Source organism: Arthrobacter globiformis NBRC 12137 (assembly GCF_000238915.1).
Taxonomy (GTDB): Bacteria; Actinomycetota; Actinomycetes; order Actinomycetales; family Micrococcaceae; genus Arthrobacter; species Arthrobacter globiformis.
Genome location: NZ_BAEG01000047.1, coordinates 57,899 through 76,116, shown reverse-complemented (window position 1 = coordinate 76,116; position 18,218 = coordinate 57,899). Strand labels below are relative to the sequence as shown.

The 18,218-nt window shown below is 67.7% G+C and carries 14 protein-coding genes and 1 tRNA gene; 4 read left to right on the top strand and 11 right to left on the bottom strand.

What is annotated here, in order from left to right; all coding sequences use genetic code 11:
- Positions 1-14: 14 nt before the first annotated feature.
- Complete coding sequence (locus tag ARGLB_RS08755) at positions 15-1,442, top strand: D-alanyl-D-alanine carboxypeptidase family protein (RefSeq protein ID WP_003801265.1); 1,428 nt, start codon at positions 15-17, stop codon at positions 1,440-1,442.
- Positions 1,443-1,467: 25 nt separating this feature from the next.
- On the opposite strand, the gene ARGLB_RS08750 is transcribed toward ARGLB_RS08755, so the two are convergent.
- The 5 genes from ARGLB_RS08750 to ARGLB_RS08730 all read right to left on the bottom strand — a co-directional run bounded on the left by ARGLB_RS08750 (position 1,468) and on the right by ARGLB_RS08730 (position 7,012).
- Positions 1,468-2,061 (bottom strand): hypothetical protein, encoded by a 594-nt coding sequence (locus ARGLB_RS08750; RefSeq protein WP_139023301.1) that lies wholly within the window; start codon positions 2,059-2,061, stop codon positions 1,468-1,470.
- A gap of 17 nt (positions 2,062-2,078) precedes the next feature.
- Complete coding sequence (locus tag ARGLB_RS08745) at positions 2,079-2,729, bottom strand: TetR/AcrR family transcriptional regulator (RefSeq protein WP_003801261.1); 651 nt, start codon at positions 2,727-2,729, stop codon at positions 2,079-2,081.
- Positions 2,726-4,762 (bottom strand): YhgE/Pip family protein, encoded by a 2,037-nt coding sequence (locus ARGLB_RS08740; RefSeq protein ID WP_003801259.1) that lies wholly within the window; start codon positions 4,760-4,762, stop codon positions 2,726-2,728. Before ARGLB_RS08740 ends, ARGLB_RS08745 begins: the two co-directional genes overlap by 4 nt.
- Positions 4,759-5,487, bottom strand: coding sequence for a hypothetical protein (locus ARGLB_RS08735; protein ID WP_003801257.1), 729 nt, complete (start codon positions 5,485-5,487; stop codon positions 4,759-4,761). The genes ARGLB_RS08740 and ARGLB_RS08735 overlap by 4 nt, the downstream gene beginning before the upstream one ends.
- A 67-nt stretch (positions 5,488-5,554) precedes the next feature.
- A complete protein-coding gene (locus ARGLB_RS08730; RefSeq protein ID WP_043418502.1) occupies positions 5,555-7,012 on the bottom strand; it encodes a dihydrolipoyl dehydrogenase family protein in 1,458 nt (485 codons plus the stop codon).
- A gap of 129 nt (positions 7,013-7,141) precedes the next feature.
- Between ARGLB_RS08730 and ARGLB_RS08725 the strand changes: the two genes are divergently transcribed.
- On the top strand, positions 7,142-7,870 hold the full coding sequence (locus ARGLB_RS08725; RefSeq protein ID WP_003801253.1) for a FadR/GntR family transcriptional regulator: 729 nt from the start codon (positions 7,142-7,144) through the stop codon (positions 7,868-7,870).
- A gap of 137 nt (positions 7,871-8,007) precedes the next feature.
- Here ARGLB_RS08725 and ARGLB_RS08720 read toward each other — a convergent pair.
- Positions 8,008-8,081: transfer RNA gene (locus ARGLB_RS08720), tRNA-Arg, on the bottom strand.
- Between the two features lie 279 nt (positions 8,082-8,360).
- Between ARGLB_RS08720 and ARGLB_RS08715 the strand changes: the two genes are divergently transcribed.
- Positions 8,361-10,187 carry a phosphoenolpyruvate carboxykinase (GTP) gene (locus ARGLB_RS08715; protein WP_003801252.1) on the top strand — a complete coding sequence of 609 codons (1,827 nt, stop codon included), beginning with the start codon at positions 8,361-8,363 and terminating at the stop codon, positions 10,185-10,187.
- A 197-nt stretch (positions 10,188-10,384) separates the two neighbouring features.
- Here ARGLB_RS08715 and ARGLB_RS08710 read toward each other — a convergent pair whose 3' ends face one another.
- The 4 genes from ARGLB_RS08710 to ARGLB_RS08695 form a co-directional block, all read right to left on the bottom strand.
- A complete protein-coding gene (locus ARGLB_RS08710) occupies positions 10,385-11,545 on the bottom strand; it encodes a globin domain-containing protein (RefSeq protein ID WP_003801250.1) in 1,161 nt (386 codons plus the stop codon).
- Positions 11,546-11,717: 172 nt separating this feature from the next.
- Positions 11,718-12,167: an RrF2 family transcriptional regulator gene (locus ARGLB_RS08705; protein ID WP_003801248.1), complete on the bottom strand. Its 450-nt coding sequence runs from the start codon at positions 12,165-12,167 to the stop codon at positions 11,718-11,720.
- A 101-nt stretch (positions 12,168-12,268) separates the two neighbouring features.
- On the bottom strand, positions 12,269-12,751 hold the full coding sequence (locus ARGLB_RS08700; protein ID WP_003801246.1) for a hypothetical protein: 483 nt from the start codon (positions 12,749-12,751) through the stop codon (positions 12,269-12,271).
- A 9-nt stretch (positions 12,752-12,760) separates the two neighbouring features.
- Positions 12,761-14,179 (bottom strand): phosphomannomutase/phosphoglucomutase, encoded by a 1,419-nt coding sequence (locus tag ARGLB_RS08695; protein ID WP_003801245.1) that lies wholly within the window; start codon positions 14,177-14,179, stop codon positions 12,761-12,763.
- Positions 14,180-14,306: 127 nt separating this feature from the next.
- Here ARGLB_RS08695 and ARGLB_RS08690 point away from each other — a divergent pair, with 127 nt between their 5' ends.
- Complete coding sequence (locus ARGLB_RS08690) at positions 14,307-16,520, top strand: RecQ family ATP-dependent DNA helicase (RefSeq protein WP_043418497.1); 2,214 nt, start codon at positions 14,307-14,309, stop codon at positions 16,518-16,520.
- On the opposite strand, the gene ARGLB_RS08685 is transcribed toward ARGLB_RS08690, so the two are convergent.
- Positions 16,465-17,940, bottom strand: coding sequence for an MFS transporter (locus tag ARGLB_RS08685; RefSeq protein WP_003801240.1), 1,476 nt, complete (start codon positions 17,938-17,940; stop codon positions 16,465-16,467). The two genes, ARGLB_RS08690 and ARGLB_RS08685, sit on opposite strands and share 56 nt — an antisense overlap.
- Between the last annotated feature and the right edge of the window lie 278 nt (positions 17,941-18,218).

The window sequence follows — 18,218 nt, the reverse complement described above, 5'->3', positions numbered from 1 at the left end:
GGGGAAGGGCCGCCATGCTGAATTCCGTATCCGCCCGGTGGCGGGCCGGTGCCCGGCGGTTCGCTGCGGCCGTCGTCGTTCTGCTGATGCTGTCCGGCGGGGCGCAGCAGGCAACCGCGGCTCCTTCCGGTGAGCCGCTGTCCACGCAGGTGGTTTCAAACCCCAGCCATGCGTGGGTCCTTGTGAACAAGTCGCGCCCGCTGAATCCGCGCCAGTTCGCGCCGTCGGACCTCGTCAGCACGAACGGCACCGGCCACCTGCTGCGGCGACAGGTCGCAGGTGCCCTGGGCCAGCTGTTCGCCGGGGCGCGCGCCGCCGGATATTCCCTGGAGGTCATCAGCGGCTACCGGTCCTACGCATCCCAGAGTGCCCTGTACAGCTCCTACGTGCAGATTTACGGGCAGGCCTATGCCGACCAGATTTCGGCCAGACCTGGCTACAGCGAGCACCAGACGGGCCTGGCGGCTGACATCGGCAACGCGGGCGGCGGCTGTGGCCTCACCGCCTGCTTCGGGACCACACCGGGCGGGCGCTGGGTGGCGGCGAACGCCCACCGCTACGGCTTCATCGTGCGCTACCCGCAGGGATACTCCGGCATCACCGGCTACACGTATGAACCGTGGCACCTAAGATTCGTCGGCGTTCCGCTGGCCACCGATATGAAGAGGCGGGCCATCCCCACCATGGAACAGTACTTTTCCGCCCGCCCCACGATCAGGAGCGGGGCCGACGTGCTTGCCGCCGATTCCAGCGGCGTGCTCTGGTCCTATCCGGCCAACGGCCGCGGCGGCTTCGGCACGCGCGTCCGGATCGGACCGGGCTGGTCAGGCCTGAAGGCGGGCTTCGTCGCTGACTGGAATGCCGACGGCGTCAACGACATCGTGGCCCAGTGGAAGACGGGGACGCTCTCTGTGTACCGCGGCAAGCTCTCCGGCGGATTCCTCAGCCCCCTCCGTGTGGGCAGCGCCGGATGGCAGTCCATGAACATCACCGCGGGCAAATGGCACAGCGGCCAGCGCTATCCGGGCGTGGTGGGCACCGCGGCAGACGGTGCCATGTACTTCTACCCGAACGCCACGGGCGGTGCGCTCAGCACGCGGCTGCGGCTCGGGCAGGGATTCCAGGGCATGAAACTGACCATGGCCGACTTCGACAATGACCGCCGCCAGGACTTGCTGGTCACCAGGGCGACCGGCGAACTCCTGCTGTACAGGTCCGACGGCGCCGGAAGGTTCGCTGCCGAAACCCGCCGCCGGGTGGGGACCGGGTGGAATGCGCTGGTCCAGTCCCACTCGTCGTTCGGGTTCCAAGGGCCGGGGACGCGCGGACTCACCGCGAAAACCACCGATGGGCGCCTCGTGTACTACGGCCTGGGCAACAGCCAGTTCACCGGGCTCCGGGCCGTTGGGCCAGGGTGGCAGTCGTTCAACATCCTCCGGTAGCCGGTCTTTGGTCCGGTGGCCGGCCCTAGCGTTGCCTGACCGCGCGTTTTTGCTGCGGCGGCTTTGGCTGGGCCGGCCGCTGGGCCTGCTGTTGCCGAACCGGGGCCTGCGCTGGTTGCCGGGCGCCCGCCGGGAGTCTCGTTGCAGGACGCGACGGCGCTCCGGCCGCCCTGGCCGGACTGACGCCCCGGGGCCTGGCCGCGGCCGCGGGCCTCGTGGGGCTCTCCCGCCGGAGCCGCCGCCGGGACGGCCAGACCGCCGCGCAGAACAGGACCAGCAGCGTCAGGCATCCCGAGGCTGCCGCCAGGTAGAAGTAGATGTCCGAATCCCGTGTGGTCACAGCCTGGCCCAGGGCTGCCGGACTTTGGTTGAACGCCAGCCCCCACATGCGCAGGAAGGCGATGCTGCAGCCGATAAACAGGCTGGTCCCGGCGCCGCCCGCCAACAGGGCAAGGTAGCGGTGCCGGGCAAAGGCCTCCGCCACGGACGCCACATACCCCACGGCCAGGGCGCCCAGGAAGGCCACCAGCGCGGCCTCCTCCAGCGTGACGGCCGTCAGCACCAGCAGGCCCGCCGCTGCGGCAAACGCACCAATCGCTGTCTTTCCGCTGTTACCCATGTGGCGCATGGGACTAATCATCCCTGACGGTTGGGTCCCTTCAGCACGTAGCCGCGCATGATTGTCATGATGGCTGCAACGCTTTGGTCACGGCTCCGTTCGGGGTTGTACGTCTGGCGGTCCAGCCCCACCACAAAGCAGGCGCCAAACACGGCAGCTTCCAGGCTTCCCCGGGAAATCGTGGCGTCCACCGGGTACTGCGCGGCGACATCTTCGATTGCCGTGCCAATCACCTGCAGCAGCCGGGCCCGGAGCTCGGCGAAGGTGTCCTGCCATTCACTCGGGGTGCGCCACTGTTCGCCCACCCACAGCCTGGCGAAGGACGGATACTCGGCCATAAAGTCCATGGCCTGGCCGATCATCGCCTCCATGCCGGCCAGCGGATCCGCCGTCCCGCCCTGCACGCTGAGCAGCCTGGCCTCGAGGATGTCCACGCCGTGCCGCAGCAGCTGGGCAATCAGGTCGGACTTGCTGCCGAAGTTGTAGTAGACGGTCCCCTTGGACACGCCGGCCGCGGCGGCGATCTCGTCCACCGTCACGCCCGACGCGCCGCGTTCCCCGATCAGGTCCATGGATGCCTCGAACAGTTTTTGCTTCGTGGCGTTGGTCCGGCCGGGGCGGAGCTTCCTCGGTGCAGCGGGTTCCTGGTCCGCCTCCAGCGTGCTCATACGGCGATCTCCGGTTTCAGGGTCTTGAGGGTCCAGAACTTGTTCTTTCGGACGGCCAGCGTCGAAAGGGCTATCCCCAGCAAAGTGTAGCCAAACAGGCCCGCCACGGTAGCCGGGAGCAGGGACAGGTCCGCGCCGTAGACCAGGTGCCGCATGCCGTCCACCACGTAGCCCATGGGCAGGACCCGGTGGACGGTGTGCAGCGGCTCCGGCGTGGTCTGCCACGGGAAAGTGCCGCCGGAGGAGACCAGCTGCAGCACGAGCAGGATGAGCACCACGAGCTTACCCGGCGAACCGAGCAGCGCCACAATGCCCTGGATGATGGCGCTGAACGCCATGGCGGCTGCCAGCAGGAACAGCCACATCAGCCACGGGTGGGCAGGATGCAGTCCCAGGCCGACGTTGACCACCACCGTGAGCAGGCTTGCCTGCACGGCAGATACCGCCAGAAACGGGAGCCAGCCCCCGACGGCGATCTTCCACGCCGGCGCATTGGAGGCCAGGGCGCGCTGGGTGATGGGCCGCATGGCCTGGACCAGCATGAAGATGCCGATCCATAGGGCAAGTGTCATGAAGAAGGGAGCGAGTCCTGCACCGTAGGAGCCGGCCTTTGCCTGCGAGACGTTGCTGACGGCCACGGGATCGGACATCACAGCCGAGAGGCTGCTCTTTTGCGAGGCGTCGGGGTGGGGGACCTTGCCGGCTCCCTGGGACAGCCCGTCAGCCAGTTTCCCGGCCCCGGCCGCGGCGGTGCCCGCTCCGCTCTCCAGCTGCGCCGCACCGTCGTCGAGCTTTTGGGCACCTGCCGACAGGGCAGCGGAACCGTCCACCGCTGACTGCTCGCCGGAAGCGAGCGTCGAGGCTCCGGCCGCCAGCCGGTCTGCCCCGGCGGACGCGGTGGCGATGCCGCCGGTCAGGGCCGGTGTGCCGGCGGCCAGGCGGGCCGCGCCGGCACTGACCGCAGCCGATCCGTCCGCAAGCTGCTGGATCTGCGCGGCGTCCGCCTGGATCTTCCCCCTGGCATCGCTGACCGGGCCGGAGGAGGCCGATGAATCAACCTCCGCGAGCACCTTGTCCGCCTGTTCCTGGGTCAGGACACCGGCGGCCACCAGCTTGTTGTTGGACTCCTGCAGCCGGCCGCGGAGACCGTCTTCAGCGGCCTCGAGCTGCCCGACGGCGTCCTGCACTTTGCTGTTTAGCGCCGCGTTTCCTGCCGCAACCTGCGCGGCACCGTCTGCGAGGCGCTGCGAGTCCGCCGGAAGTCCCGCCGTCTTGTCCCGCAGTTCCGCCAGCCCTCCGCTCAGCTGTCCGGCGCCGGCCGAAAGCTCGTTTGCCCCGTCACGGAGCCTGACCTGGCCGTTGTGAAGGTCGGCGGCCCCGGTTTCCAGTTTCCCGGTTCCCTCATGCAGGGTGGCCGCGCCGTCGTGCAGGCGGGTGACGCCGCCGGCCAGCTGGGCGGCACCGTCGGCCGCCTTGACCATCTGGGAGTGGATGGTGCCGAACCCGGTGAGGAGTTGGTTGGCCGTTTCCGCGCCGACCTCCTTGGCCACCGACGCATGCACGGCCGTGGCCAGCTTGTCCACGATGGTGCTCAGCAGGTAGTTGTTGGCGTCGTTTGTGGTGACGTTGAGCATGGCCTGGGTCGCCGAATCGAAGCTGCCGGGCGAGGCGAGGTTGGCGGAGAAGTCCTTGGGGATCTTGAGCGCGAATGCGTACTTGCCGTCGCTGACGCCCCGGTCCGCCTCGGCGGCGGTCGGGACCGTCTGCCAGTTGAATACGTGCCCGTCGAGGAGGCTGTCCGCCACCTTCTGCCCGGCCTCCAGCCGGGTTCCGTTGCCGGTGGCCGCCCCGGCGTCCTCCACCACGAGTGCGGCGTCGATCCGGTCGAGGTTGCCGTACGGATTCCAGTTGGCATACAGGTACACCGCCCCGTAGAGCAGCGGCACCAGGGTGAGCGCCATGATGGTCAGCTTGGGCAGCAACCCGCCGGTCATGCGCTTGAGTTCGGAGCGCGCCAGCCGCAGGACGGTCATTTGGCCACCTCACCCGTCAGGCCGGAGTTCTCGTCCACATATTCGGACGTCGGGGGCGTTTCGTGGCCATCATCTGTACAAAAACTCCCCGGCGAGGAGCGGCGGTCCGCGTTGCCGATTGCCGCGGACGGTCCGGTCCAGCCGTCCGGGAGGGCAGTAACGGTTGCGACGACGGCGAGAGGGCGGCCGCCGTCGTACGCCAGTTCCCTGAGCCGCGGCAGCCAGCCGGCAGGGTCGGCGCCGTGCCGGTCAGGGGAGTCCACAACGAGGAGGTCCGTGCCAGGGTTGGCGAGGGCCAGCGCCGTGAGGAGCTCGGTGCGGCGGGCCGGCGGCAGCTGCTCCGTCCACAGGTCGGCGACATCCTCGAAGCGGTTGACCTTCAGCCACGGCTTGCTGAGCAGGGCCCCACGGTAACGGCGGGGGACCAGGGCCAGATCCTCGGTGACGAGATCCGCGACACTCAGGTGCTGTTCGGTTTCGTTGACGCCGGGGGAGTCCACCAGGGCGGCGGCGCGCCGCAGCGGCCTGATCCCGGCCGAGCCGTCCCAGCTCACAGTGCCGCCGTCGGGCCTCATCCGGCCGCTGAGGACGAGCGCGAGGGCCGTCCTCTGGTCCTGGCGGTCGCCGGTCACCAGCAGCAGTTCGCCGCGGGCCACCTGCAAGGAAGTCGGCGGCAGGAGGTCGATCCGCCGCCCTTTCACGCTGGGCTGTCGTGCGCAGAGCAAAGGGAGCCTTTCGCAGAAGTTGTCTGCTTCAAGGCTAACTGAACTGACTGGTCAGTTCAAATAACTGTCAGAGACCATACTTCTCCAGCAGCCGCAGCCAGACCTCACTGATGGTTGGATAGGAGGGCACTGCGTGCCAGAGCCGGTCCAGCGGAACCTCCCCGACGACGGCGATCGTCGCGGCATGCAGGAGTTCGGCGACGTCCGGGCCGGCGAACGTTGCGCCGAGGAGCACCTTGCGGTCCTCATCCACCACGAGCTGCGCCCATCCCTCATAGTTTTTGGCGTGCAGGGAGGAACCCGCCACGGCAATGGGCAGCTCCACCGACGACGCGTTGTAGCCATCCTTGCGGGCCTGCTCCAGCGACCTGCCGACGTTGGCCAGCTCGGGATCGGTGAACACCACGTTGGGAATGGCATGCTCATCGGCCGTCTGGGCATACCGGCTCCACGGCTCGGGTTCCCCGCGAAGCTCGCCCTTGGCCCGGGCTGCAATGGCTGCGCCGGTGGCCCGGGCCTCGTACTTGCCCTGGTGGGTGAGCAGGGCCTTGCCTGCCGCGTCGCCCACCGCGTACAGCCAGGGACCGTCGCCGTTGCCCGCTGCTTCGGCCACCAGGCCGGTCGGGTCCGTGCGGATGGCCAGGGGCTTGCCGTCGCTGGCGGACAGCCCCACGCTCTCCAGTCCGAGCCCGTCCAACGCGGGCCGCCGGCCGGTGGACACCAGCAGCTTGTCCACAGTGACGGTGTCGCCGCCGTCGAGCGAGAGCGTCAGGGAGCCATCGGAATTCCTGTGGACGCTGCGGGTCTTGGTGTCGACCCGCAGTTCCACTCCGTCGGCACGCAGGCCGGCAGCCACCAGCTCCGCGGCCTCGGCCGGGAAGTTCCGCAGCAGCCCGCTGCGGGCCACCAGCGTGACCGCGGACCCGAGGCGGGCAAACGCCTGGGCAAGCTCCGTGCCGGCGACGCCGCCGCCCAGCACGCCAAGGCGCTTGGGGACCTCCTTTGCCGAGGTCGCCTCCCGTGTGCCCCAGTACTCGACCTCGGACAGCCCGTCAACGGGTGGCTGGCTGGGCGTGGAGCCATTGGCAAGTACGACGGCGTGACGCGCCGTGAGTGCGTAGTCGTCACCGTCCAGCCCGGCTACTTTCACGGCCCGCTCGCCCGTGATCCGTGCCCGGCCGCGGATCAGTTCGATGCCCGCACCCTCCACCCATTCCACCTGGTTGGTGTCCTGCCAGTGGGAGGTGAAGGAGTCGCGCCCCTTGAGGACCGCGGCTGCGTCGAGCGTTCCGGTCACGGCTTCGCTGGCGCCGGGAACTGCCTGGGCACCGTGAAGCGCGGTGCCCGGGCGGAGCAACGCCTTGGACGGCATGCAGGCCCAGTAGGAGCACTCGCCGCCCACCAGTTCGGCTTCGACCAGGACCGCTGTCAGGCCTCCCTGCACCACGCGGTCCGCGGCATTTTCGCCTACGGCGCCGGCGCCGATCACAATGACATCGAATTCCCGTTCAACAAGACGTGGCATGGCATCAGACTACGCCCACGCCTGACGCGGATTTTGGCAGGCACACCCGTAACAATGGACCGCCCGTTCCGGGGACGTGGGACATCCGATACGGTGAGGAAAAGTACGGCCACTGCAAAGGAGCCCTCCATGCAGCCCTCCAACATGGTTCCGCCGGCCCGTTTCAGCGCCCAGGCCCGTCTGCGCGCCCTGCAGTCGGACATCATGGAACTGATCCTGGACCGCGATCTGGAGCCCGGAGATGCCCTTCCCACCGAAAATGAGCTGTGCCTGGCTCTCGGCGTGGGCCGGAACACCCTGCGGGAGTCGCTGAAGGTCCTGCAGGCGCTGGGGGTCATCGAGATCCGCCACGGATTCGGCATGTTCGTCGCGCCCAGCAATTTCGAGTCCCTCGCCGACGGCCTGATATTCCGCGGACGGCTGTCCCTGCGGCACCACGGCCTGGAAGCGCGCCAGCTGGTGGACGTCCGCCAGGCGCTGGAGGCGGGTCTCATCGGCAGTGCGATGGATGAGATGACGGCCGAACAGCTGTCCGCCATCGAGGAAACCGTGGTCCGCATGGAGCAGAGCGCGGCGGCAGAGGAGGCCTTCGTGGAAGCCGATGCCGAATTCCACCGCCGGCTCTTTGAACCCCTGAACAATGAACTGCTGCTCAACCTGCTTGGCGTCTTCTGGAAGGTCTACCGCAAGATCTACACCGAGGTTGGCCCCGGAGTGGAGGACCTTCCCGCGCTCGCTGCAGTGCACCGGAACATTTACTCGGCCGTCGCCGCCGGGGACAAGGCATGGGCAGCCCGCGAGCTGACTCACCACTTCGACGGATTCCGCAGGCGGATCCTTGAGGCCGTCGGCGAATAGGTAGCCGGTTCCGGCGTGCGTTTTCATCGGGTTTGGGGCCGCGGCCCCGGCAGGCAGGCTTGAGACTTAATGCAGCTCGGCCGGCGGGCTTAACGCAGAAGGTCCGCACCGGTTTCCCGGTGCGGACCTTCTCTTTGTGCGCCCAAAGGGATTCGAACCCCTGACCTTCTGTTCCGTAGACAGACGCTCTATCCAGCTGAGCTATGGGCGCATCTTCCGGTTCCTGCCGAACTCTTCGCTCGCCCCGAACCTCGAATAACTTTACGCGAGGACGGCCGCAGTTCCAAATCGAGGACCATGTAATTTACACAACTAGACCGGTCTACGTGACCTTCGTCACTAATTTCAAGTTTCCTAAATCGAAATTCCTTGATTTTCCGCGGAAGTTGCCTGCGGACGGGCAGGACATCCGATGTCTGACAGCGGATTGGTCCAGATCATCAGAAATAGCATTTAGCACACACCACTGAACCCGACGAAGGGAACTGCAATGGCCCACCTGACGCGACTGCCCCTGCTTGAAGAGGCACCCACCACCCACCCCGGTCTGCTGGCGTGGGTTGAAGAGGTCGCTGGGCTAACCCAGCCGGACCGGATTCACTGGGTCGACGGCTCCGAGGAAGAAAACACCCGCCTCACTGACGAACTCGTCGCGGCCGGCACCCTGAAGCGGTTGAACCAGGACCTGTTCCCCAACTCCTTCGCAGCCTTCTCGGATCCCGCCGACGTGGCCCGCGTTGAAGAGCAGACCTTCATCTGCTCCGAAAAGGAGCACGACGCCGGCTTCACCAACAACTGGATGGCCCCGGCGGAGATGAAGGAGAAGCTGCGCGGGCTGTTCTCCGGCTCCATGCGCGGCCGCACCATGTACGTCATCCCGTTCGTCATGGGCCACCTCGATGCCGAGGATCCGAAGTTCGGCGTCGAGATCACCGACTCCGCCTACGTTGTTGCCTCCATGCGCATCATGGCCCGCATCGGCACCGACGTGCTGAACCGGATCACCGAGACCAACGCCTTCTTCGTTCCGGCCCTGCACTCCCTGGGTGCTCCGCTGGAGGCCGGCCAGGCCGACGTCCCGTGGCCCTGCAACCCGGACAAGTGGATCGTGCACTTCCCCGAAGAGCGCTCCATCTGGTCCTTCGGTTCGGGCTACGGCGGAAACGCCCTGCTGGGCAAGAAGTGCTACGCCCTGCGCATCGCGTCGGTCATGGCCCACGACGAGGGCTGGCTTGCCGAGCACATGCTCATCCTCAAGCTCACCTCGCCGGAACAGAAGACGTACTACGTCTCAGCAGCGTTCCCGTCCGCCTGCGGCAAGACGAACCTGGCCCTCCTGGACCCCACGATCGAGGGCTGGAAGGTCGAGACGCTCGGCGACGACATCACCTGGATGCGGTTCGGCAAGGAAGGCGAGCTGCGTGCCGTCAACCCCGAGGCCGGCCTCTTCGGTGTGGCTCCCGGCACGGGCTGGGGCACCAACCCCAACGCCATGCGTGCCATCGCCAAGGGCAACAGCATCTTCACCAACGTTGCACTGACCGACGACGGCGGTGTCTGGTGGGAGGGTATGACCGAGGAAACCCCGGCGCACCTCACGGACTGGCAGGGCAACTCCTGGACGCCTGAGTCCGGCAAGCCGGCAGCCCACCCGAACTCGCGCTTCTGCACCCCCATCGACCAGATCGACATGCTGGCCGAGGAGTACCACAGCCCGGACGGTGTGGAACTGTCCGCGATCCTGTTCGGCGGCCGCCGCAAGACCACCATCCCGCTGGTCACCGAGGCCCGCGACTGGACCAACGGCATCTTCATGGGCTCCACCCTGTCGTCCGAGACCACCGCTGCTGCGGCCGGTGCCGTCGGCGTGGTCCGCCGCGACCCCATGGCCATGCTCCCGTTCATCGGCTACGACGCGGGTGATTACCTGAACCACTGGGTCAACCTCTCCGCCAAGGCCAACCCGGAGCGCCTGCCCAAGATCTTCCTGGTCAACTGGTTCCGCCGCACGGCCCAGGGCGGTTTCGCCTGGCCGGGCTTCGGGGACAACGCGCGCGTCCTGAAGTGGGCCATCGAGCGTCTCGAAGGCAAGGCCGACGCCGTGGAGACCCCCATCGGCTTCGTCCCCACCGGCGACGCCATCGACCTCACCGGACTCGACATGACCCCCGCCGAGGTGGAGGAAGCAGTCCACGTCGACCCCGACGAGTGGAAGACCGAGCTCGCCTCGATCGAGGAGTGGTTCGCCAACTTCGGTGATTCGCTGCCCGCTGCGCTCCAGCAGGAGCTCGACGGCCTCAAGGCCCGCCTGGCCTAGTCCCCACTGCCTCCCCCATCTCGCAAGCTCGGGTGGGGACCCCTCGGCAGCGTGGGCCCAAAAGTACGACGGCGGCCCCGCACCTTTTTCATCCAAAGGTGCGGGGCCGCCGTCGTCCGTTAAGGAGAGGCGCGAACGGACATTTAAGCCCCGGGGCTTAAATGTCCGTTCGCGCTCATCCAGGGCAGCGGCCGCGGCTAGGCGGCCAGCCAGATGTCCGGGCCGAAGACCTCGTAGTGGATCCGTGTTGCCGGGATACCGGCTTCGATAGCCTCGTTGCGGATCTTTTTCATGAACGGGAGGGGGCCGCACAGGTACAGGGAGGCGTCGGCGGGCAGGTCAACCTCGCGAAGGGACATGAAGCCTGCCTTCGTGCCGGCCTGGGGTTCCTCGAGCCAGACTTCAAGGTCCGCTCCGTCCAGGCGTGCCACATCGGCGGTCATCTGCCCGCGGAGGGCCCAGCTCTCCATGCTGCTTTCGGCGTGCAGCACCAGAACCTGGCGTTCGGAACCGGCTTCCGCGAGGGAACGCAGGATCGATGCGGTGGGAGTGCAGCCGATGCCGGCAGAAGCAAGGACCACCGGTCCGTTGCCGCCCTTCAGGGTGATCTCGCCGTAGGGGTTGGAAATCTCCAGGGTGTCTCCTACGGCCACGCTGCGGTGCAGCACCGGGGACACCTCGCCGCCGTCGTCCAGCTTGGCGGTGAAGGTGCGGCTCGTCCCGGCCTCATCGGACAGGGAGTACTGCCGGACTTGGCGAATGCCGTCGGGCAGCTGGACCTTCACGCTGATGTACTGGCCAGGCAGCGCGGGGGTGACCGGGGTGTCATCGGCCGGCGCCAGGGTGAACGTCATGGCGCCTGTTCCTGCGGGCGTCTTTTCGACGACAGTCCACGGCATCCACATCCTGGTGTTTGACTGTGCCGCGTACAGGTCCTTTTCGAGCTTGATCAGGGCATCGGCCATGAGCCAGTAGACCTCGGTCCAGGCCTCGGCGATTTCCGGCGTGATGACCTCGGCCAGGTCATCGGCGATGGCCGCGAACAGGTGCTCGTAGACCACCTGGTACTGCGGTTCGGTGATGCCCAGGGAGGCGTGCTTGTGGGCGATCCGGGAGAGAACGGCTTCGGGCAGGGTGCCGGGGTTGTTCACCAGGTGGGAGGCGAAGGCGGCGATGCTGCCGGCCAGGGCCTGCTGCTGGTTGCCGGAGCGCTGGTTGGAGCGGCTGAACAGCCCGTCCAGGAGTTCCGGGTGCGCGGCAAAGAGCCGGTCATAGAACTTGGGGGTGATCTCGCCGATTCGTGAACCGACCAGGGGAAGGGTGGCTTCGATGACAGGACGGGCTTTGTCCGAGAGCATTGACACTCCTGAGCTAGTGGTCCGGGGTCTTTGGCCGGACCGGAACTTCAGATACTGGCATTTGAAATGCGGGTTTCTGATGACTCATTTCTACACCCTGTAGAAGGAGATTGCCAAATGGAGCGGAGAGCCGGTGGGGACGGCGCCTGCAGGGGCGCGACGGCCGGGTCGGTCAGGCGCCGGGGCGCAGCCCGATCGCCTCGAAAACGGGCGTCATCTGGCGTGAGGTCGGCAATTCGGCCACCACGACGTCGTCGAGCTCGCGGTAAAAAGCCTCGCGCGCCCTCGCGAGGGCGCCGCGGAGCCGGCATTCATTGATGAGGGGGCAGCTGCCCGCCGGGCCGATGCATTCGGCCGCGTCCTCGCGGGTGTCCAGCTCCCGCAGAACCTGGCCCACGGTGACACGGCGGCCGGCGGCGCTGAGCCGCGAACCACCGTTGCGGCCGCGCTCAACGTCAATTAGGCCCAGCATGCGCAGCTTCGCCACGGCCTTGCTGACATGGTTGTAGGGGGTTCCGACGGCGTCGGCGACGTTCTGCGTGGTGAGCAGTCCGCCCTCGGGTGCGGCAGCGAGCACCATGAGGGCGCGCAGGCTGACGTCCGCGAAGGCGTTGATTTTCATGCTTCTAGCCTAATGGCCTGTGCAAATCACGGTCCGTCCGGTGCGGATCGCGTGGTCTGTGCGCACCGCGTGACCGGGTGAAAGCGCTGCTGCGGACCGGTCTAGTCAGGCCAAATAACAGGCTCGTTGGAATCAGCGGCAAGGTCGCCGAACTCCCACTCAGTGCCCTCGCTGTTCGGGGAGTACGGCAGGACGGCTGCGAAAACCGCGCCGTCCCGGTGTTCGGTGGCCACGTGGATGGCGTCCGAGTCCTCCTCGACCAGGGTGATGTCGCAGACGATTGCGGCGGCCCGGAATTCGTCCCGGTGCTGGCGCAGAAGCTCGGTGACATCGCGGATCATCCCGTCCGCGTCGAACTCGCCGTCCCCGTCGGCATCCGGGTCCGCCGGCGAGACCGCCACCAGGCGGACGTCGCCGGCGTTCTCCATCACGAGGGCGAACGGCAGGAACCCGCCGCTCCGCTCAAGCTGCTCCTGGGCTGCCGCCATGCCGGTGCCCAGAAGGTTTTCCAGGTCCGTGGCCGTGGACTCCGGCACGGATGCGCGCCACGATGACGGGTCCGGGGACAGGTCGGGTGATTCCACGGTGCTGTCCTAGCTGCGGACCAGGGCCAGCACGCGGTCGCGCACGCGCTCCATCGTGGCCCGGTCCGTGGCTTCGGCGTTCAGCCGCAGGTACGGTTCGGTGTTGGAGGGGCGAAGGTTGAACCAGAAGCTGCCGTCGGCGGCGGTGAAGGTGCTGCCGTCCAGGTGGTCCACAGCCACGTCCTCGGTCTCGAAATCGGCCCGGACGCGCTCCACGGCGCCGGCCTTGTCCTCGATTTCGGAGTTAATTTCGCCGGAGGACACATACGGTTCGTACTCCCGGCCGAGCTCCGAAAGCGGGCCGTCCTGCTCGCCGAGGGCGGCCAGCACGTGCATGGCAGCCAGCATCCCGGTGTCCGCGTTCCAGAAGTCACGGAAATAGAAGTGGGCGGAATGCTCCCCGCCGAAGATGGCGCCTTCCTCTGCCATGACGGCCTTGATGAAGGAGTGGCCCACCCGGGTGCGCACGGCCCGGCCGCCGTCCTCGGCGACGAGTTCGGGCACCGCACGGGAGGTCAGGAGGTTGTGGATGATGGTGGGCTTTGCCTCGCCCTGGGCCTTCGCACGGGCGATTTCGCGGCGGGCCACCATGCCCGTGATGGCCGACGGCGAGACCGGCTCGCCCTTTTCATCGATGACGAAGCAACGGTCGGCGTCGCCATCGAAAGCCAGGCCGATGTCCGCGCCGTGTTCGACGACGGCGGCCTGCAGGTCGCGCAGGTTTTCCGGCTCCAGGGGGTTGGCCGGGTGGTTCGGGAAAGAGCCGTCCAGTTCGAAGTAGAGCGGAACGATGTCGAAGGGCAGCTTCGGAAGCAGCGTGTCGCCCAGGACGGCCGGCGTGGTCAGTCCGGCCATACCGTTACCGGCGTCCACCACGATCTTGAGGGGGCGCGAGCCGGAGAGGTCAACGAGGGTGCGGAGGTACTCGGCGTAGTCCTTCAGCACATCGCGGACGCCGATCTGGCCGCGAGTTTCGGCAGCGGGGATGGAGCCCGTGTTCAGGTACTGCTCGGCCAGCGCCTGGATTTCCTTGAGGCCGGTCTCGGAGGAGATCGGGACGGCGCCGGCCTTGGCCATCTTGATGCCGTTGTACTCGGCAGGGTTGTGGCTCGCGGTGAACGTGGCGCCAGCGGCGTTCAGGGCTCCGCACGCGTAGTACAGCTCGTCTGTGGAGATCAGATCCAGCAGTTGGACATTGGCTCCGCGGGTGGCGGCACCGCTGGCGAATGCTTTGCTGAATTCGGGGGAGGACGGGCGCATGTCACCGCCGACCAGGACTGTCTGCCCCTCAAGGCCAAGCACGTCAACGAACGCTGCGCCTACGGCCTCGACGATTTCAGCGGTGATGGATTCGCCCACGATGCCGCGGACGTCATACGCCTTGAACGAGGCCGAAAGGTCAAAAGTACGGGTCTGGTCGCTAGTCACGGCACTTATCTTACGGGCACGCGCGCGGCGGCCAGTGAAGTGGAAGTCACAGAAGCGCGCGCCGGCGTTTTCCACATGGTGGGTGCCCGGGGTTTGGTGTGTCAGAGGCGGCTGGGATACTGAATCAATGGCAAATAACCAGCACGCTCCAGTCCTTGCTTCTGCCCCCGGCCGCTCCGGCACCGGCGCCGGAAGGGATGAGGGAGCGGTCACTGGGACCCGGGGCCAGGCTCTGTCGGTGCTGCGCGAGCTGGTGGGCAGGCCGGATGCCGACTTCCACGACGGCCAGTTCGAGGCCATTGAGGCGCTGGTCGACGGCGGCCGCCGGACGCTCGTGGTGCAGCGGACAGGCTGGGGAAAATCCGCCGTTTATTTCGTGGCGTCCCTGCTGCTCCGCCGGCGCGGGGCAGGACCCACGCTCATCGTTTCGCCGCTGCTGGCCCTGATGCGGGACCAGGTGGCGGCGGCAGCCCGGGCAGGTGTACGGGCCGTGGCCATCAACTCCGCCAACCAGCTGGAATGGGACACGGTGCGGGAGCAGCTAGCCGCTGACCAGGTGGACGTCCTGCTGGTTTCCCCCGAACGGCTCACCAACCCCTCGTTCCGCGAAAACCAGCTGCCGGAACTCATCCGGCGCACGGGGCTGGTGGTCATCGACGAGGCCCACTGCATCTCCGACTGGGGCCACGATTTCCGGCCCGACTACCGGCGCATTGCCGACCTCATCACGCAGCTGCCGGACACCGTGCCTGTACTGGCCACCACAGCCACGGCCAACTCCCGCGTGGTCCACGACATCGAGGAACAGCTTGGCGAGGGCGTGCTGACCATCCGCGGCGCGCTGGGCAGGGAGTCGCTGCGGCTCGGGGTCCTGGCGCTGCCGAACTCGCGTGAGCGTCTCGGCTGGCTTCTCACGCACCTCGCGGATCTGCAGGGCAGCGGGATCATCTACACCCTGACGGTCTCCGCCGCCGAAGACACCGCCAGGCTGCTCGCGGAGGCAGGCCACGAGGTACTGGCCTATACCGGCCGCACCGACCCGGCGGACCGGGAGAGGGCAGAGCAGCTCCTCAAGGACAACCAGGTCAAGGCGCTTGTGGCCACCTCTGCGCTGGGGATGGGCTTCGACAAGCCGGACCTCGGTTTCGTGGTGCACCTGGGCGCCCCGTCGTCCCCGGTTGCCTACTACCAGCAGGTGGGCAGGGCCGGCCGTGGCGCCGCCAATGCAGACGTCCTGCTCCTGCCCGGGTCCGAGGACCGCGAAATCTGGCAGTACTTTGCCACCGCGTCCATGCCCTCCGAGGAGAAGGCCGCGGCTGTGCTGACCGCGCTGGCGGAGGCGGGCTCGGCCGTGTCCACCGTGGCGTTGGAAGCCCGGGTGGACCTTCGCCGGACGCCCCTGGAACTCCTGCTGAAGGTGCTCGCCGTGGACGGCGCAGTGGAACGGGTAGGCGGCGGCTGGCGCTCCACCGGAATGCCGTGGACGTACGACGCCGAACGGTACCGCCGCATCGCGGAGGCCCGGGTGGACGAGCAAGACTCCATGGTGATCTACCAGGACACTGCCGGGTGCCGGATGGAGTACATCACTTCCGTCCTGGACGACGAGACCGCCGCCGCCTGCGGCCGGTGTGACAACTGCGCCGGCCGATGGTTCCCCGCGGAGATCGCGTCAACAGCCACGGAGGCTGCCGGCCAGACACTCAGCCGCGCAGGCATCGTGCTGGAGCCCAGGCTTCAGTGGCCCAGTGGAATGGACCGCCTCGGGGTGCCGGTGAAGGGCAAGATCAAACCCGACGAAAACACGGCTGACGGAAGGGTCCTGGCCAGGCTGACGGACTTGGGCTGGGGCGGGGCGCTGCGCGAACTTTTCGCGGCCGGGGCTCCGGACCGCGCTGTCGATCCCGGCATGCTGCAGGCCTGTGTCCAGGTGCTGCGTGAATGGGGCGCCGGTGACTCGCGGATTCCCGGCTGGAGCGGCGCAGGCAGGCCGGCAGCGATCGTCAGCATGCCCTCGCGCAGCAGGCCCGAACTCGTGGACTCGCTGGCCCGGGGCATCTCCCAGATCGGCCGTATCCCGTACATCGGCCAGCTGCAGCTCGACCATGGCGGGCCCGCCGGCGGACGCGGCGGCAACAGCGCCTACCGGCTGGCCGGGGTGTGGGACCGTCTCGTGGTGGGGGAGTCATTGGCGGCAGAGCTCGCCGGGCTGGGCGGCGGCAGCGTGATGCTTATCGACGACCTCGTGGACAGCCGGTGGACGGTTACCGTCGCGGGACGGGCGCTTAGACGTGCCGGTGCGGGCGCGGTGCTTCCGCTGGCGCTGGCCCAGGCCGGCTGACCTCGGCCCCCGCATGCCGGTGCAGCGTAAGGCTGTCGACGGTGCTGAGGAGCATCAGCACCGCAATCGACAGGAATGCGCCGCGGTAGGCGGCCACGCCACTGCCGTCAGGTCCGGCTGACAGGATGCCGCCAAGCCCGGACGAGAGCAGGGGCTCCGACTCGAAGAGGCGCAGCAGCAGGGCGCCCACTGCGATTCCAGCCCCGGTGGCCAGCTGAACGATCGTGGCCGAGACGGCGTTGGCGGACGTCAGCTGCCCGGGCCGAATGTCGGCGTACTGGACCGACGCGTACGCGGAGAAGCCAACGGAACGGAAGGCCCCGCTGCACACGAGCAGCGCGAATACCAGAGGTTCCGGCGTGGCCGGGGTCAGCGTCGCGCAGAGGGCAAAGGTGGTAGCCGACGCCAGGGACGCGAACACGAGCACGGGCTTGAATCCGAAGCGCCTGATGAGCGGCGTCGTCGCGGGTTTGATGCCGATGTTGCCGATGAACACGGCGGCCACCATGATGCCCGCGTGCAGGGGGCTCCATCCGAAGCCGTTCTGGAACATCAGCGGCAACAGGAACGGCACGGCACTGATGGTCAGCCGGTAAATGAAGCCGCCCGAGTTGGTGGCCCGGAAAGTGCGGGTGCCGAACACTGTCAGATCAAACAACGGGTGGGCGGCGCGGCGCATCCAGAAGACCGCGGCCGCCAGCGAGAGAACCCCGGCCAGAATACTCGGCCAGGTCCAAGAACCGCCGGGGTGGCCGCTGGCCAGTTCAAGTCCCGCCACCAGCGCTCCCACGCCGGCCGTGGTGAGGGCAAGTCCAAGCCAGTCCAGCCGGCGGTTTCGGTCGCCGGCGACGGCGGGGACCAGGCGCAGGGCGGCGAGGAAGGCGGCGGCGCCGAGCGGCAGGTTGATCAGGAAGATCCAATGCCAGGACAGGTAAGTGGTCAGGGCGCCGCCCACGAGTGGCGCCAGGACCGGAGCCAGCAGCCCGGGCCAGACGAGGTAGGCCGTGGCGCGCAGCAGATCCGACTTTGGCGTCCCGCGAAGCACCAGCAGCGTACCGACCGGCACCATCATCGCCCCGCCCAGGCCTTGCAGGACGCGGCTGACGGTCAGCGCCGTGAGGTCCTGGCTTGCGGCGCACAGCAGCGACGCCGCGGTAAAGACAGCGATAGCCAGGCAAAAAATCCGCCGGGCCCCGAGCCGCTCCGCCAGCCAGCCGCTCAGCGGGATGCCCATGGCCACAGTCATCAGGTAGGCGGTCATGGTGATGTTCACGCTGGCTGACGGCACCCCAAAGTCCCCGGCGATGCTCGGAATCGCGGTCGTCAGGACCGTCCCGTCGAGGAACTCCATGAAGAACGTGGCCGCCACAAGCAGGGCCAGCCGGGGGCTCCAGGCCTCGTTGGCAGAAAGCTTGTTCATGCAATCATCCTGCCACCGGAAAGCGCTCCATCGCCTTGGCCGTCCGGCACGCGGACTGCTGCCGCGGTTAACGGACTGCCGCCGCCGAGATGCAGGAGCCCGGGAACGCAAAAGGCCTCGGTCCGAGGACCGGGGCCAAACGCGGAGACGGGGGTGTGTGATCCCAGGACATAGGCGACACCTGTCTCGGGACATGCACGACAGCTGATACGCGACACGTGTCCTGGGACATTGGCGACGCTTTCCGGCGTGTCTCGGGACATCGGCGACACCCTGGC

Bases quoted from the DNA above. Each gene is read 5' to 3' on its own strand.
- ARGLB_RS08715 (WP_003801252.1), top strand. From the start codon at position 8,361: ATGGCCCACCTGACGCGACTGCCCCTGCTTGAAGAGGCACCCACCACC.
- ARGLB_RS08685 (WP_003801240.1), bottom strand. From the start codon at position 17,940: ATGAACAAGCTTTCTGCCAACGAGGCCTGGAGCCCCCGGCTGGCCCTG.
- ARGLB_RS08725 (WP_003801253.1), top strand. From the start codon at position 7,142: ATGCAGCCCTCCAACATGGTTCCGCCGGCCCGTTTCAGCGCCCAGGCC.
- ARGLB_RS08740 (WP_003801259.1), bottom strand. From the start codon at position 4,762: ATGACCGTCCTGCGGCTGGCGCGCTCCGAACTCAAGCGCATGACCGGC.
- ARGLB_RS08750 (WP_139023301.1), bottom strand. From the start codon at position 2,061: ATGGGTAACAGCGGAAAGACAGCGATTGGTGCGTTTGCCGCAGCGGCG.
- ARGLB_RS08705 (WP_003801248.1), bottom strand. From the start codon at position 12,167: ATGAAAATCAACGCCTTCGCGGACGTCAGCCTGCGCGCCCTCATGGTG.
- ARGLB_RS08745 (WP_003801261.1), bottom strand. From the start codon at position 2,729: ATGAGCACGCTGGAGGCGGACCAGGAACCCGCTGCACCGAGGAAGCTC.
- ARGLB_RS08710 (WP_003801250.1), bottom strand. From the start codon at position 11,545: ATGCTCTCGGACAAAGCCCGTCCTGTCATCGAAGCCACCCTTCCCCTG.
- ARGLB_RS08690 (WP_043418497.1), top strand. From the start codon at position 14,307: ATGGCAAATAACCAGCACGCTCCAGTCCTTGCTTCTGCCCCCGGCCGC.
- ARGLB_RS08755 (WP_003801265.1), top strand. From the start codon at position 15: ATGCTGAATTCCGTATCCGCCCGGTGGCGGGCCGGTGCCCGGCGGTTC.
- ARGLB_RS08730 (WP_043418502.1), bottom strand. From the start codon at position 7,012: ATGCCACGTCTTGTTGAACGGGAATTCGATGTCATTGTGATCGGCGCC.